This is a genomic window from Microbacter sp. GSS18 (genome assembly GCA_029319145.1).
Taxonomy (GTDB): Bacteria; Actinomycetota; Actinomycetes; order Actinomycetales; family Microbacteriaceae; genus Microbacterium.
In genome coordinates, this window is sequence record CP119753.1 from 92,494 (window position 1) to 107,192 (window position 14,699).

Sequence of the window (14,699 nt, forward strand, 5' to 3'; positions counted from 1 at the left end):
GCGTGACGCGAGGCGGCGGGCGTCGGTAGCCTGGCCGCGGGGGAGAGGGGAATGCCCGATGAACGTCTCGCCGGAGGTCGACGCGTGGTTCGACCGGTACGACAATCCGCAGAAGGACCTGGTCGATGCCGTGCGCCGCGTCGTGCTGGCGGCCGACGACCGTGTGACCGAGACGATCAAGTGGCAGGCGCCGACGTTCGTCTACCAGGGCAACATCGCGTCGTTCTTCCCCAAGGCGCGCGCGCACGCGAGCCTGATGTTCCACACGGGGGCCTCGCTGCCCGACCCCGACGGCATCCTCGAGGGTGACGGGGCGACCTCGCGCGTGGCGAAGTTCGCCGATCTCGCGGACCTCGAGGCCAAGACCACGGCGCTGCAGGGACTGATCCGCGCGTGGATCGCGCAGCAGGATGGGTGATCCGGATGCCTCGCCCTCGCGCCCGCCCACGCAGCCGCCGCTGAGCGGCTCCCCGCCCGCAGCGCGCGAAGAGGGCGACGCCGCCCGCCGGCCCCGCATCTCGCCGTGGCGGTTCGTCGTCGTCTTCGGCGTCGTGAGCCTGCTCGCCGACGTCGTGTACGAGGGTGCGCGGGCCGTCACGGGTCCGATCCTGGCCGCCGTCGGCGCGAGTGCCGTCGTGGTCGGCGTCGTGACGGGCATCGGCGAGTCCGCGGCGCTGCTGCTGCGCTTCGTGTCGGGGCCGCTCACCGACCGCACGCGCCGGTTCTGGGCGTGGGCGATCAGCGGCTATGCGATCACGATCATCAGCGTGCCGCTGCTGGGGTACGCCTCGGTGCTGTGGGTCGCCGCGCTCCTGATCATCGCCGAACGGGTCGGCAAGGCCGTCCGCTCCCCGGCGAAGGACGCGATGCTGTCGTTCGCGACGTCGCAGACCGGCCGCGGCCGCGGATTCGCCGTGCACGAGGCGATCGATCAGTTCGGGGCGGTCCTGGGCCCGCTCGCGGTCGCCGGGATGCTGGCGCTCACCGGCGACGACTACGGTCCGAGCCTGGCGGTGCTGGCCATCCCGGGCATCGCCGTGATCGCCCTGCTGCTGTGGCTGCGGGCGCGGGCGCCGCAGCCCGCGATGTTCGAGGACGTCCCGGCGCCGCAGGCGGCCCGAACCCGCGAGCCGGTGACGCGGCTGCCGGCCGTCTTCTGGGCCTACTCGATCTTCGTCGCGGTGACGCTCGCGGGCTTCGCGACCTTCGGCCTCGTCTCGTTCCATGCCGTGCAGTGGGGAATCGTGGCCACCCCATGGATCCCGGTGCTGTACGCGGCGGTGATGGTGGTCGATGCGCTGGTCGCGCTCGCCGTCGGGTGGCTGTACGACCGGATCGGAGCGGGCGTGCTCGTGCTGCTCCCGGCGATCGCGGCGGTGGTCCCGGCCCTGGCGTTCTCGTACGAGCCGGGCCTGTTCGTCGTCGGCGCGCTGCTGTGGGGCGCCGCACTCGGCGTCCAGGAGTCGACGATGCGAGCGGTCGTCGCCGACGTCGTCGCGGCGCGCCGCCGCGGCACCGCGTACGGCGCGTTCGGGGCGATCGCGGGTGTCGCCGCCGCGATCGGCGGGGCGCTCGCCGGCTGGCTCTACGACGTGTCGATCCCGTGGCTGGTGGCGATCACGATCCTGCTGCAGATGCTGGCCGTCGCGGTGCTGGCCGTCGCCGTCGTGCTCATGCGGGTACACCGGAGTGCCGAGGCCCGCTCGCGACGCTGAGCTGTGTCGCGGCTGTCGTGTCAGCGGCGCTCTATGAGCATCGGAAGCCCTGATTCGAAGCTCAGTGTGCCGTGCATGTGCCATCGCGGCCGGGCGCCTTCGGCGAGACGTGGCGAGAATCGCTGGGCGAGGACCGCGAGCAGCAGGTGCGACTCGAGCAGCGAGAAGCTGTTGCCGATGCAGATCCGCGGTCCTGCCGCGAACGGATGGTACTGGTGGCTGTGCATGTCGGCCTCTCGCCGACCACCCCACCGATCGGGATCGAAGTCTTCCGGGCCGTCCCAGAAGTCGGGGTGTCGATGGGTCCAGTACGGCGAGAGCATCACCGTCGTCCGCGCCGGCACGGCTGTGCCTGCGATCTCTGTATTCGTGATGGCGTCGCGCGCGTAGAACGGGGCGGCCGGGAACATGCGAAGAACCTCTTTGACGACCCGAAGCGTGTAGGGCAGATCGTGCAGGTCGGCAGCAGTCGGCGTACGGGTGCCGAGCACCTCGTCCAGCTCGGCATCGAGGCGTGCGCGGGCCTCGGGATTCACCGCCAGCGCATACCACGCGAACGCCAGCGTTCGGGCTGTGGTCTCGTGTCCAGCGAAGAACGTGGTGATCGACTCATCGCGCAGAAGCGTCTCGCTCATCGGTTCGCCGGTGCTCGGATCGCGCGCGAGCATGAGCCGTGAGAGGAGATCGGCGGGCCAGTCCGCTTCGTCGATGCTGCGGCGCTTCGTGATCACGTCCGCAATCGTGCCGTGCACCAGAGTTCGCGCCGCGAGGTATCGACGGTTCCGCGGCGTGGGGACGGAGAGCGGCATCCGGATGCCCTTCACCGTGTCGCCGGAGAACCGGATCATCTCGGCTACGGCGTCCTTGATCTCGGTGATCGAGTCCGTCGTGGCCGTACTGAACATCGACGTGAGGATGATCGACGCGGTGATGAGCGTCATCTCGTCCGACATGTCGACACGGCCGTCGGAGTCCGCCAGGTTGTCCCATCGCTCGGACAGGGCGATCGCGTCCCGCAGCATGATCTCGGAGTAGGCCTGGACGCCGCGCGGCGTGAAGAACGGCGCCATGAGCTTGCGCTGACGCTTCCAGAGGTCGCCGGTGCTGCCGACGAGGCCCGAGCCGATCAGGTAGGCGCGAACGCCGTCGTAGCTCTTGCCCTTCGTGAAATCGTCGCGCGACGACACGTTGATCTGGGCGACGGCGTCGGGGTGCATCAGGAACATGAGCCGCTGCGAGCCGATCCGCACGTCGAAGGCATCTCCGTGCGCGCGCCACAGGTCGCCGGTCGCGTCGAGAAAGCCACGACGACGGACTGCTCCGATGAATCGCGGCGCGGGAACGCGGGTCGCTCTCATATCGGCTCCTCTGCCTCGGATCCGGACGCCTGAGTCCGGTGCTCCCCTCTGCGTCAGGCTACCCGGGTAGTCAACGTCGCGTCAGGCGGACGACGGGAATCGTCCGCTCCGTGCGCTCTTGGTACGAGCGGAAACCCTCGCTGCGCTCCGTGAACAGCTGCCAGGCGGCATCCCGTTCCTCGGGGCCGAGGATCTCGGCGTGTACGTCCACCGTTCCTTCCGGGGTCTCGATCGAGACGTCGGGGTGCGCGCGGAGGTTGTGGAACCAGGCCGGATGCGTCGGCGCCCCGCCCATGGATGCGGCGATCAGCCACGTGTCGTCATCGGGCCGGATCGCCATCACCGGCGACGTCCGCGTCGTGCCGCTGCGGGCGCCGACATGGTGCAGCAGCACGAGAGTTCGCCCGAACCCCTGCACGCGTCCCGCGTTCGCGCGGAACTCGCCGATGACATTCTCGTTGAAATCCGACATGGCGCCTCCCTCTCGGAGACAACGCTACGACGCGGTGAGGCGAGGCGCCTCACCGCCTCCAGGCGGCACCGCTGCGCATCGCGCCGATGGTCATGACGGCGAGCGCCGCGACGACGATGAGCAGCCCGACCCACAGCACGGGGATCGCCGCGGCGAGCCACGCGAAGCCCCACACGTGTGCGACTTCGCCGGTGAGCCCGACGAAGGCGGCTGTTGGGAACCCGAAGCCCCACCACCCGAGGTGGAACCGCAGGTCGCGGCGCTCCTTCGCGATGACCCGCACGGCCAGCAGCAGCCACCACATCGAGAACCCCCACATCGCGGTGACGATCAGGGCCGAGACGCCGTCGATCCCCGCGAGGACCCCGGCGTCGCCCACCATCCGCGTCGTCGCGACGAGCCCCATGCCGCCGGCGCCGAGGGGAGCGAGCCACGCCCACCACGCGGGCGCCTGCTGGGCGGCCGGCGGCGGAGCCACCAGCAGCCGGCTCCCGACGATCGAGGCGAGCAGCAGGAAGAGCGTGAAGCCGACGCCCCAGCCGAGCACGGCCAGGAACGCCCACAGCCGGGGGTCGCCGCCGAGGCCCAGCTCGACGGCGCGGAACAGGATGCTGGGAGTCAGCACGAGCGGAACGACCGGGATGAACCACTGCCCGGACACGGCGGCGTGCGGCACATCGGCCAGTCCGATGATGCGCGTGTAGAAGGCGTAGCCCGCGGCGAGGGTGCCCGCGAGACCCGGGACGAAGACCGACAGTCCGCCCACGAGGGCGACGTCGGAGGGCAGAGCGCCGATGACGCCGGCCTGCAGGATCGCCAGGGCGAGGATCTGAAGCCCGGCGGGCCACGACGCGACCATGGCGCCCATGCCCGGGTGGGCGAGGTCGCCGGCGAACGCCTGACGGTGCGCGATCATGCGCACGAGTCCGGCGACGGTGAGGACGACGCCGACCGCCGTGGCCGCGGCCAGGAGTGCGAGACCGAGGACCTCGTCCACGCCGCTCCCGGGGATCGGGTCGCGCAGCGAGATGAGCGCGGCGCCGCCGAGGCTCATGAGCGTCGCGCCCCACGCGGGGTGCAGCGTCGCGATGGGGGGCGGGGCAGGGGCCGGGGCGGTCGTCGGGGCGGATGCGCTCATGGGGACGAGATTACCCCAGGGGGTATACCGTTTCGGGGGACGAAAGACCCCCGGCCCGACGTGTGGGTCGAGCCGGGGGTCCGGTCTGGTCGTCGGCTGTGTCAGCGCGCGACGGCGAAGCCGCCGGTCCACGGCAGCTTCTCGCCGACCGCGGCGGTCAGCTGCAGGAAGCCCAGGGCCTCGAGCTCGTGGGCGCGGCTGAGGGCGCCGGCGTCGAGGGCGGCGACGCCGCCCGCCTCGATGGCGGCGGCCAGCTGGGCCTTGGAGTTCGCGTCGTCGCCGGCGATGAGCACGGTGGTGCCGAGCTCGCCGACCTTCTTCGACGCCAGCGTTGCGGCGAAGTTGGTGTTGAAGGCCTTCACGACGTGGCTGGCGGGGAGCTTGGCCTGGATCTCGGCCGCGGCCGAGCTGCCGGCCGGGACGACGAGCTCGTCGAAGGTCTCGAAGTTGAGCGGGTTGGTGATGTCGACGACGGTCTTGCCGGCGAGCTGGTCCGCGTAGGTCGACACGATGCCGTCCACGGCGGGGTAGGGGACGGCCAGGACGGCGATGTCCCCGTCGATGGTCGCCGTGCCGACGCTTTCGCGGGCGACGTAGGTGACGCTGCTGCCGCCGTCGGCGAAGAGGCCGCCGATCGCGTTCGCCATGCTGCCGGTGCCGATGATCGTGATGTGTGCCACGAGGTTCTCCTTGTGATCGGGCGGTCCGGTTGTGGATCGCACGGTGTTGCTTGTAGGTACAACCATCACTGTAGCGGAGGTTTGTTGTAGATGCAACCATCCGGTAGGATCGAGGCATGGCAGACCTCCAGTACGACGAGCGCGTGGCGATCGCGCGCCTGCACGCGCTGCTCGAGCTGCTGCCGACGGCGCTCGACAAGGAACTCGCTCCGGCGGGCCTGACCTCGTTCGAGTTCACGCTGCTCGAGGCGCTCAGCGAGGCCGATGGGCACCGTCTGCGCCTGAGCGCTCTCGCTTCGCGCACCAACGCGACGCTCGCGCGTCTGTCGCGCGTCGTGACCGGGCTCGAGCGCAAGAAGCTCGTCGTGCGCACGCCGTGCGCGGAGGACGGCCGCGCCACCAATGCCGTGCTCACCGACGCCGGCCAGACGGCGTACCAGCAGTCGCGTCCCCTGTACGCCGACGCCGTGCGCCGCATGATCCTCGACGGCCTGGACGACGACGGCGTGGACCAGCTCGCGTCGCTGTCGTACGCGATCCTCGCCAAGCTCGACCCCGACCGCCGCCTGGCGGTGACCGTCAGCGGTGACGCGTCGTGTGCCGCCGATCCCGTGCCCGACGGAGCGTGCGCCGCCGACCCCGCACCCGTCGAGGAGTGCGCCGCCGATCCGGCGCCCCTGGCCGAGCGCGTCTGACCCGGGCTCGGAGCAGGCCCGAAGCGCCACCGGCCGCATCCGCGGGGCGAAGGCCCTGCGCCATGGTCGCCGGCGTGCGGCACAATCGTGCCATGGCGATTCCTCCGGTCGGGGGGCTCTCCGGTGCCGTCGGCGGGCCCAGCGGGTATTCCTATGGCGCCGTCGCCGTCGCGGGCGGGGCGGATGCCGTGCCTGCGCTCGCCCGGACGCTGAGCGAGATCCGCTTCACGGGCTGGATCGTGCCGCCGCGCGAGGGATGGATCATCGTGCTGGGCGGTGCCGGCGTCGTCGCGAGCGGGCGCCGCGGGATCATCGAGGTCGGCGGCGAGCTCGCGGCCCGGTCACCCGGGCCCGTCTTCGCGTTCCGCGTGCGCCACGATCGTCAGCTCGGCGTCGTCGCGTGGGACCACGGGGCCGAGGTCGGGCGGTTCTGCAGCGATCCGTCCCGTGAGCCTCATGCCGACGACGACGTCCTCGCCGAGCCGGTGGGCATCGGCGCAGCGGGCGCCTTCGGGCAGGTGACGGGGCACCCCGAGGCGATCGCCCCCCTCACCGAGCTGCTCGGCGAGCGCTACCAGTTCCCATGGAGCGTCTTCGAGTCGGAGCGGCTGCGCGATGTGCTGCGGCTGCTCGGCATGCCGGACTGGCTTGTGGCGGCGGCCGAGCTGCCGCGTGACATCCCGACGGGCCCGCGGGCGCGCGAGCTGACGCGCGTGCGGGTGGGCCGCGTCGGGGCGCGAGGGCTCGCCGCGGACTGGTTCGTCAGGCGCTTCCGCGGCGAGCGCACACCACCGCCGGTGATCGCGGACCCGCCGCGCGAGTGGATGGCATCGCTCGACGACATCGAGCCCTGGATGCTGTGAGCCGGTCGCGGTCGATCACCCCGTGATCGACGGCCCGACCTCATCCGGGTCGGCTCCGACGCCGGCATCCCGTGCGATGGCGATCGCCTCGGCCCGATCGGCGACGTGCAGCTTGGCGAAGATGTTCGAGATGTGGTTCCGCACGGTCTTCGGGCTGATGTACAGGCGCCGGGCGATGTCGGCATTGCCGGTGCCCGCGGCGATGAGCTCGAGCACTTCGCGCTCGCGGGCGGTCAGCTCGGGGAACGGCGTCGGCGCCGGCCGGGAGCGGGCGGCCGCGAAGTACGACAGCACGCGGTCGGCGATGCCCGGTCCGAAGACGGCCTCGCCGCGCGCCGCGGCCGCGACGGCGCCGGCGATCTCCTCGGGACCCGCGCCCTTGAGCAGATAGCCGCGCGCACCCGCGCGAAGCGCGGCGAAGACCGAATCGGCGTCTTCGAGCATCGTCAGGACCAGCACCGCGACATGAGGGCTCGCCGCGACGATCGCGCGAGTGGCCTCGACGCCGCTGAAGGTCGGCAGGTTCAGATCCATCAGGACGACGTCGGGCTGGAGGCGCTCGGCATCGCGCACCGCGTCGGGACCGTCGGCGCTCATGCCGCACACCTCGACGTCGGGCACGGTGGCGAACACGCCGGCGATACCCTCGCGGAAGATCGGGTGATCGTCGACGATGAGCAGGCGCGTGGTCTCATCGGTCACGGCGCATCCTCCGCGTCATCGCGTGGTGGCTCGGCGGTCGCGGGAACCGGTATCACCGCTCGCACGCGGGTGCCTGCACCGGGTGCCCGTTCGATGACGCACTCACCGCCCAGCTCCACCGCCCGCTCCCGCATCGACGACATCCCGACCCCGGGCTGCGCGTCCCCGGAGATGCCCCTGCCGTCGTCGGTCACCGTCAGGAGCACCGTCTGCGGGGCGGTGACCGCGTCCAGGCGCACGGTGATCGTCCGTGCCCCGCTGTGGCGCGCGGCGTTCGTCATCGCCTCGGTGGCGATGCGGTAGGCGGCGACGTCGACGGCGGCGGGCAGAGCGACCTCGCCCATGCGCACGTCGAGGGTCACCGCTCCGGGCATGAGGGCATCGGCGCGCTCGCGGAGTGCCCCGGCCAGCCCCAGGTCGTCGAGGGCGGGCGGCCGCAGATCGTCGACGATGCGGCGGATGTCGATCACGGTCTCTCTGATGCCGTCCTCGAGCCGGGTGGCCAGTCCCGCAGCCGACTCGGGCGACTCCGGCAATGCGCGGCGCACGTTCCCGGCCTGCAGCGCGAGCGCAGCGAGCGACGAGCCGACGCCGTCGTGAAGATCGCGTCGGACGCGCCGGCGCTCCTCCTCGCGGGCCAGGACGAGACGTTCCCGGGACGCCTGCAGATCGGCGGCGAGCTGGACGGCGCGCACGGTGCCGGCGACCTGGCGGGCGACGTCCTGCAGCAAGCGCACGTCGGCGGCCGAGAACTGATCGGACGGGCCTCGGCGGCCGACCTCGAGCGTCCCGACCGGCTCGCCTTGATGCACGAGGTCGAACGACTCCGGTTCGCTCGTGCGCGCGCCGTGCATCGCTGTCGGTGTGGTCGAGCCGGCGACGTACACCGCGACGTACGGCACCTTGAGCGCCTCGCCCACGCTCTCGGCCACCGCGGGCAGGAGGGCGGCCGGCGTGAGGGTCTCGGACACCCGCTGTGCCAGGCGCGACATCGCACGCGCTGGGTCGTCGCGATCGCCGTACATGAGGCGGTTCACCAGTCGCTGGAGCCATTCGCGAACCGGGTACGCCGCGATCGCCACCGCGACCACCACGAGCACCGATCCGCGCCAGTCCACGTCCAGCGGGGTGAGCGATGTCACCGCGACGACGACCAGCCCGTAGGCCGCGACGACGAGGAGCGTGAGTCCGCCGTAGACGAGTGTTCGGTTGATGACGACGTCGATGTCGTAGAGGCGGTACTTCACGATCGCGATCGTCACCGCCACCGGGATCAGCACAAGGGGGATCCAGGTGAAGAGGGCGGTGAGGAAGCCGAAGCCGATGTCGAGCGAGCCGAGGATGAACGTGATCGCCCACCCGACCAGAGACAGCGCTGCGGCCCAGAGCATCCACCGCAGCTGCTCCCGCTCGTCTCCGCGCGCACGCCGCCGCCGCACGATGACCGCTGCCAGCGCGACCCCCACGGCGACAGGGGTGAGCAGCATGAGCCCTCCGATCGGGTACGCCCAGCCGTATCCGACGGGAGGGGTCACCTCCGGGAAGTCGATGTACTCGTGGGGCGCCAGGGAGTATCCGATCGAGGCGAGGGCGAGCCAGACGGCGGTCGCGACGACGACCCACCGCCATCGCGGGCTCGGCGGCCGCCCATCGGGGAAGAGCAGAGGGATGAAGATGACCAGCGTCAGCATCGACGGGAACCAGTTCCAGTCGACGAACCACGCCACCCACGCGGTGCCCGGGAGTCCGCCCTCGCGCAGATAGAGACCGTCGATGACGTACCAGCGCGCCGCGGTGTCGACGATCACGGCCGCGACGGCGGCCACGAGGATCCAGCCGATCGGATGCCGCGGGTGGTGGCGCAGGATGACCGCGCCCAGCGCGCCGAAGATCGGCACGATGAGTGCGGTGCCGATGTAGATCGGGACCTGCTCGTCCAGATGGGGCGGCATCGCTTCCGGGTTCGACAGCACGAGGCCGACGAGCGCAGCCCCGGAGGCGAAGGCGAGTCCGGTGACCGCCCACGCCCACACCGGGGCTGCGCTTCGCGTGGTCATGCGCCGACGCCTCCCGTCGATGACGGCCTGGTCCTGAGTTGTCTCAGCGCTGGGGCTCAGTATCCACCATCGTCGTCACCACGGCGACCCAGATCACGATGAGGAACAGCGGCATCATGCCCAGCACCCACGCGATCGGCATGAGCGGCGCGAGCACGTAGCCGGCCCACGCCAGCCACCCCGGAAGCCGTCCGGCCCGGCGCAGGCCGTACCCGAGCGCCACGACGACGATCGACAGGCCCACGAGCGCCGGGTTGAACAGCTGGCTGCTGAACATCGCCAGGCCGTAGCCCGTCTCGGGCGACGAGGGGAAGCCGCTGCCCTCCGCCTGCCAGACGACGTGGGCCCCCGCCGTTGCGGCGGCCGCTGCGACGGACGTGCCGATCGCGGTGAACGCCGCGCCGAACGCCGCGACCCGGCCCGCGGCGTGCACCGCCGGCTCGGCGCCGAGCGCCTGGCGCACCCGCGCGACGGATGCCGCGAGCAGCAGGCCGGCCAGCGGGAACAGGAACAGCGACGCGATCATGAGGAGGTTCAGGCGCCCTTCGTCTCCGAACGCCGCGGCATAGCCCTCGAGGGTGCCGGAGTAGATGTCGGGTGGCAGCACCATGATCGTGAAGCCCGCGCCGAACAGGATGAGGAAGCCGACTCCGAGGAGCCGGGACGGCGCGAAGCCGCGCTTCGCGGACGGTGCTCCGGTCGTCGCCGGCGCGGAGCGCTGAGTGTGGGTGGACATGGGATCCTCCGGTCGTGTGGGTGTGGACGTCTTCACCCTCGTCGTCCCGGTGTCCCGGGCGCATGGGACCGGTGGTCCTGGATTCCCGGGCTCAGTCCTCCGGCTCCCACGACCGGAGCCCGTGCTGCGGCGGCCGCTTGTCGTGCAGGTGCGGTTTCATGCGGGATCGTCGGGGCCGGGAAGGCGCGCGGCATCCGTCGTCGCGCCCGCCTTCCCGGCCCCGCGGCGCTCGGGCAGAATTGAACCATGAACTCCGCCGAACTCGCGCGCACCGTCGACCACACCCTGCTCAAGCCCGAGGCGACGACCGCCGACGTCCAGGCGACGATCGCGGAGGCCGCCGAACTCGGCGCCTACAGCGTCTGCCTGTCTCCGTCGGCGCTGCCGGTCACCGTGCCCGAGGGGCTCAAGCTCGCCGTCGTGTGCGGGTTCCCCAGCGGCAAGCACCACTCCGAGATCAAGGCCGCCGAAGCCGCCCTCTCAGCCGCGCAGGGCGCGGACGAGATCGACATGGTCATCGACATCGGCGCCGCACGTGAAGGGCGGTTCGCCGACGTCGAGGCCGACATCCGCGCGGTGCGCGCCGCGGCGCCGCACCCGGTGGTGCTCAAGGTCATCATCGAGTCGGCCGCGCTCACCGACGAGCAGATCGTGGGTGTGTGCGAGGCGGCGGAGTCCGCCGGTGCCGACTTCGTCAAGACGTCCACGGGCTTCCACCCCGCCGGCGGCGCCTCGGTCCAGGCCGTGGCGCTGATGAAGCAGACGGTCGGCGACCGTCTCGAGGTCAAGGCCTCCGGCGGCATCCGGACGCGGGCGGATGCCGAGGCGATGCTCGCCGCGGGCGCCACACGCCTGGGCCTGTCGGCGACCCGCACGATCCTCGCCGACGGCGAGACCGCCGGGGGCTACTGACCTACCCGTCGCCGCCCCCAAGACGGGGTGTGTCCCACTTCTTGTCGCGTGGCTTCGCCCGAAGCGGCCAGAAGTGGGACAAGACCCCCGTCGGTCAGCCCGCCAGGGCGCGGTGGACCGACGCCACTGCGCTGGACCCTTCGCCGACGGCCGCGGCGACGCGCTTCATGGAGCCGCGCCGCACGTCTCCGGCCGCGAACACGCGCGGCAGCGACGTCTCGAACGGCAGCGGCTCGCGCCCGAGCACGCGCCAGCGGGCGTCGAGCGCGTCGGCGGGGACGTCCACGCCCGTCGAGAGGAAGCCGTCGCGGTCGCGGTGCAGGCCGGGCAGCCACGCCGTGGCGGGCTGGGCGCCGATGAAGCAGAAGAGGCCGCGGGCCTCCCTCTCGCCGATCCGGTCGATGCGCACCCGCTCCAGCGTGTCCCCGCCGTCGAGGCCGACGACCTGCGCGCGCGTGAGGACCTCGACGCGCGGATCCTCGAGGAGCCGGTCCACCAGATACGACGACATCCGCGCCCCGAGGTCGTCGCCGCGGGCGACGAGGGTCACGGGACATCCGCCCGCCGCGAGGTACAGCGCGGCCTGACCGGCGGAGTTGGCGCCGCCGACCACCACGACAGGCGCGTCCTGGACCTGCCGCAGCTCCAGAGGTGTCGCGGCGTAATAGATGCCCGCGCCCTCGAACTGCGACCACCGGTCGAGGTCGAGCGTGCGATACGCGGCGCCGGAGGTCACGATCGCCGCCCGCGCCCGCACCACCCGGCCGTCGCTGAGCGTGACCTCGAGTGCGTCGTCGACGGTCTCGAGCCGCACCGCCTCGCACGGCGCGTACAGCCTGACGCCGAACTTGAGCGCCTGCAGCGAGGCCTGGCCGATGAGGGCGCCGCCGCTGACCCCGAACGGGAAGCCGAGGAAGTTCTCGATGCGCGACGTCGCGGCCGCCTGACCGCCGGGCGCGACGGCGTCGAGCAGCACCGTGCTCAGCCCCTCCGACGCCCCGTAGATGGCGGCGGCGAGCCCGGCGGGTCCGCCGCCGATGACGGCGAGGTCGACCACGTCGTCGCCGGCATGTCCCTGGTAGCTCAGCCCGAGCCGGTCGGCCACGATCCCGGGGGTGGCGTTGCGGATGGGCTCGCCCTGGATGAACGCGATCGGCAGATCGACCTCGGTCGCGCCGGCGGAGGCCAGGTGCTGCATGGTCGCGTCGTCCGCCTCGACGGCGGTGTGCACCAGATCGGTGCGCTCGGCGAACCGGCGCAGCGCGAGGAAGTCGCTCGAGGAGGAGCGCCCGACGAACTTCAGCGTCCACGCCGCCGAACCGGAGCGCAGGTACTCCCGCCGGGCCCAGAAGGCGTGCAGGAGGATGTCGCACAGCTCGTCGTCCTCGCTCATGAGCCGTCGGCGCTGCGCGTCGTCCAGCAGGTGCACGCGGCCGGCTTCGCTCATGCGCGCCGACAGGAACGGCGACTGATTGTTGAGCAGCCCCAGCTCGCCGACGAACGTGCGCGGGCCCATGCGGATCAGGACCTCCTCGTCGAGCCACGCGAGTGCGTCCCGGACGACCTCGACCTCGCCCGTCTCGACGAGCACGAGGTCGTAGCCGGGATCCCCCGAGCGGAAGAGGTACTCGCCCGCGGCGACGTCCTCGGGGCGTCCGTAGGAGACCAGCCGGGCCCACTGCGCGTCGGTCAAGGGCGGCTGCTGGACCGCCGGGAAGGGTTTCGCGCCCGTGCCGTGAGAGCTCACGCGTTCACGGTAGCCCCGTCGACAGCCGCGGGCACCCCGTATTGTCGAAGCGTGATCGATCGAACTCTTGCCGACGGTGCCCTTCTTCGCGCAGCCCGCCCGGGTGACGAGGCCGGGATCCTCGCCTGCATCCAGGCCCTAGCCGAGTACGAGAAGGAGCCGGATGCCGTCGAGAACACCGTCGAGGCGCTGACCGCGACCCTGTTCGGCGACGACCCGCGGGCGTTCGCCCACGTCGTGGAGCGCGGCGGCGAGGTCGTGGGCATCGCCATCTGGTTCCTGACGTACTCCACCTGGACCGGCACGCACGGCATCTGGCTCGAGGACCTGTTCGTCTACGACTCCGAGCGCGGCCAGGGCTACGGGCACGCTCTCATCACGTCGCTCGCGGCGCTGTGCGTCGAGCGCGGCTACCGCCGGCTGGAGTGGACGGTGCTGGACTGGAACGCTCCCGCGCTCGCCTTCTACCGCTCGCTCGGTGCCGACCCGATGGACGAGTGGACCACGCAGCGGGTCAGCGGCGAGAAGCTCGAGGCGATGGCGCGCGCCTGACACCCGGCCCCGCTACCGTCTTCGCGGCGGTTGGGCAATCCCCCCTCTGCGGGCGCAGCGATGCGCCAGAGTGAGGGCATGACAACCTCGCCCCTCGCCGTCGTCTTCAACCCCAGCAAGATCTCGCGCGAAGACCTCTGTGACGCCTTCGACCGTGTGGACGCCGACGCGTGCGCGCGTGCCGCATGGTTCGAGACCACGGTCGACGACCCCGGCCGGGGTCCCGCGCGCGATGCGCTCGACGCCGGCGCCCGGCTCGTGATCGTCGCGGGAGGCGACGGCACGGTGCGTGCGGTCGCCGAGGTGCTCGCGGGCACGGACGTTCCGCTCGGCATCGTGCCGCAGGGCACGGGGAACCTGCTCGCGCGGAACCTCGAGGTGCCGATCGGCGACGTCGACGCCGCGATCACCCGTGCCCTGGAGCCTGCCGAGCGCCGCATCGACCTGGGATGGATCGACATCGACGGCGACGACGAGGACGAGCGCGTCTTCGCGGTGATGGTCGGCTTCGGGCTGGACGCGCAGATGCTCGTCGAGACCGATGAGGACCTCAAGGACAAGGCCGGCTGGCTCGCCTACGTCGAAGCGCTCGGACGCGCCGTGTCGGCATCCGAGGTCGTCGCGTTCGATCTCGCGCTCGACGGCGGCGAACCGGAGCGCGTCGAAGGACACACGCTCATGATCGGCAACTGCGGGACGATCCAGGGGGGCGTTGCGCTGCTTCCCGCCGCCGCCATCGACGACGGCCAGCTCGATCTGCTGCTGATCAGCGCCGACTCGGCAGCGGGCTGGCTCGACACGGTGCGCTCGTTCGTGTGGGACAACGGCGTGCGCCGCTTCTTCGCGAAGGACGACGACACCCTCGATTCCGACACGGCGCAGCACCGGTGTGCGACGCGCATGCGCGTCGAGCTGCCGACGCCGGTCCCGTTCGAGATCGACGGCGAGGAGATCGGCGACGTGCAGGCGTTCACGGTGCGCGTCGAGGCGGGCGCGCTCGTCGTGCGCTGAGTGGGCTTCGCGATCGGTCCGCCTGACATCCGGGCGAAACGCGACGGGAGTAGCGTGACGT

15 protein-coding genes are annotated in these 14,699 nt (G+C 71.7%); 7 read left to right on the forward strand and 8 right to left on the reverse strand.

Annotation, left to right across the window (positions count from 1 at the left end; all coding sequences use genetic code 11):
- The first annotated feature begins 58 nt into the window (after window positions 1-58).
- Complete coding sequence (locus P0L94_00415; protein ID WES64547.1) at window positions 59-418, forward strand: DUF1801 domain-containing protein; 360 nt, start codon at window positions 59-61, stop codon at window positions 416-418.
- On the forward strand, window positions 411-1,715 hold the full coding sequence (locus P0L94_00420) for an MFS transporter (protein WES64548.1): 1,305 nt from the start codon (window positions 411-413) through the stop codon (window positions 1,713-1,715). Before P0L94_00415 ends, P0L94_00420 begins: the two co-directional genes overlap by 8 nt.
- 20 nt (window positions 1,716-1,735) lie before the next feature.
- Here P0L94_00420 and P0L94_00425 read toward each other — a convergent pair whose 3' ends face one another.
- The 4 genes from P0L94_00425 to P0L94_00440 all read right to left on the reverse strand — a co-directional run bounded on the left by P0L94_00425 (window position 1,736) and on the right by P0L94_00440 (window position 5,363).
- Complete coding sequence (locus P0L94_00425) at window positions 1,736-3,073, reverse strand: cytochrome P450 (protein WES64549.1); 1,338 nt, start codon at window positions 3,071-3,073, stop codon at window positions 1,736-1,738.
- A gap of 70 nt (window positions 3,074-3,143) precedes the next feature.
- Window positions 3,144-3,545, reverse strand: coding sequence for a nitroreductase/quinone reductase family protein (locus P0L94_00430; protein WES64550.1), 402 nt, complete (start codon window positions 3,543-3,545; stop codon window positions 3,144-3,146).
- Between the two features lie 49 nt (window positions 3,546-3,594).
- Window positions 3,595-4,683 (reverse strand): hypothetical protein, encoded by a 1,089-nt coding sequence (locus P0L94_00435; GenBank protein ID WES64551.1) that lies wholly within the window; start codon window positions 4,681-4,683, stop codon window positions 3,595-3,597.
- Between the two features lie 101 nt (window positions 4,684-4,784).
- Window positions 4,785-5,363 carry an NADPH-dependent F420 reductase gene (locus tag P0L94_00440; GenBank protein WES64552.1) on the reverse strand — a complete coding sequence of 193 codons (579 nt, stop codon included), beginning with the start codon at window positions 5,361-5,363 and terminating at the stop codon, window positions 4,785-4,787.
- Between the two features lie 116 nt (window positions 5,364-5,479).
- Between P0L94_00440 and P0L94_00445 the strand changes: the two genes are divergently transcribed.
- Window positions 5,480-6,058 carry a MarR family transcriptional regulator gene (locus P0L94_00445; protein WES64553.1) on the forward strand — a complete coding sequence of 193 codons (579 nt, stop codon included), beginning with the start codon at window positions 5,480-5,482 and terminating at the stop codon, window positions 6,056-6,058.
- Between the two features lie 92 nt (window positions 6,059-6,150).
- Window positions 6,151-6,921, forward strand: a complete 771-nt coding sequence (locus tag P0L94_00450) for a hypothetical protein (protein WES64554.1) — start codon at window positions 6,151-6,153, stop codon at window positions 6,919-6,921.
- A gap of 15 nt (window positions 6,922-6,936) precedes the next feature.
- Here the strand turns inward: P0L94_00450 and P0L94_00455 are convergent, their stop codons facing one another.
- The 3 genes from P0L94_00455 to P0L94_00465 are packed head-to-tail and all read right to left on the reverse strand — an operon-like array spanning window position 6,937 to window position 10,416.
- Window positions 6,937-7,623: a response regulator transcription factor gene (locus tag P0L94_00455; GenBank protein WES64555.1), complete on the reverse strand. Its 687-nt coding sequence runs from the start codon at window positions 7,621-7,623 to the stop codon at window positions 6,937-6,939.
- Window positions 7,620-9,680, reverse strand: a complete 2,061-nt coding sequence (locus P0L94_00460; GenBank protein ID WES64556.1) for a GAF domain-containing sensor histidine kinase — start codon at window positions 9,678-9,680, stop codon at window positions 7,620-7,622. The genes P0L94_00455 and P0L94_00460 overlap by 4 nt, the downstream gene beginning before the upstream one ends.
- Window positions 9,681-9,723: 43 nt before the next feature.
- Entirely contained in the window at window positions 9,724-10,416 is a 693-nt protein-coding gene (locus P0L94_00465) for a hypothetical protein (GenBank protein WES64557.1), read from the reverse strand.
- Window positions 10,417-10,662: 246 nt separating this feature from the next.
- On the opposite strand from P0L94_00465, the gene deoC reads away from it, so the two are divergent.
- A complete protein-coding gene (deoC, locus tag P0L94_00470) occupies window positions 10,663-11,328 on the forward strand; it encodes a deoxyribose-phosphate aldolase (GenBank protein ID WES64558.1) in 666 nt (221 codons plus the stop codon).
- Window positions 11,329-11,422: 94 nt separating this feature from the next.
- Here deoC and P0L94_00475 read toward each other — a convergent pair whose 3' ends face one another.
- The gene (locus tag P0L94_00475) at window positions 11,423-13,075 is read right to left on the reverse strand and encodes an FAD-dependent oxidoreductase (GenBank protein ID WES64559.1); all 1,653 of its coding nucleotides are present in this window, start codon (window positions 13,073-13,075) and stop codon (window positions 11,423-11,425) included.
- Window positions 13,076-13,126: 51 nt separating this feature from the next.
- On the opposite strand from P0L94_00475, the gene P0L94_00480 reads away from it, so the two are divergent.
- Window positions 13,127-13,627 carry a GNAT family N-acetyltransferase gene (locus P0L94_00480; protein ID WES64560.1) on the forward strand — a complete coding sequence of 167 codons (501 nt, stop codon included), beginning with the start codon at window positions 13,127-13,129 and terminating at the stop codon, window positions 13,625-13,627.
- Between the two features lie 78 nt (window positions 13,628-13,705).
- Complete coding sequence (locus P0L94_00485; GenBank protein WES64561.1) at window positions 13,706-14,638, forward strand: diacylglycerol kinase family protein; 933 nt, start codon at window positions 13,706-13,708, stop codon at window positions 14,636-14,638.
- Window positions 14,639-14,699 lie beyond the last annotated feature (61 nt).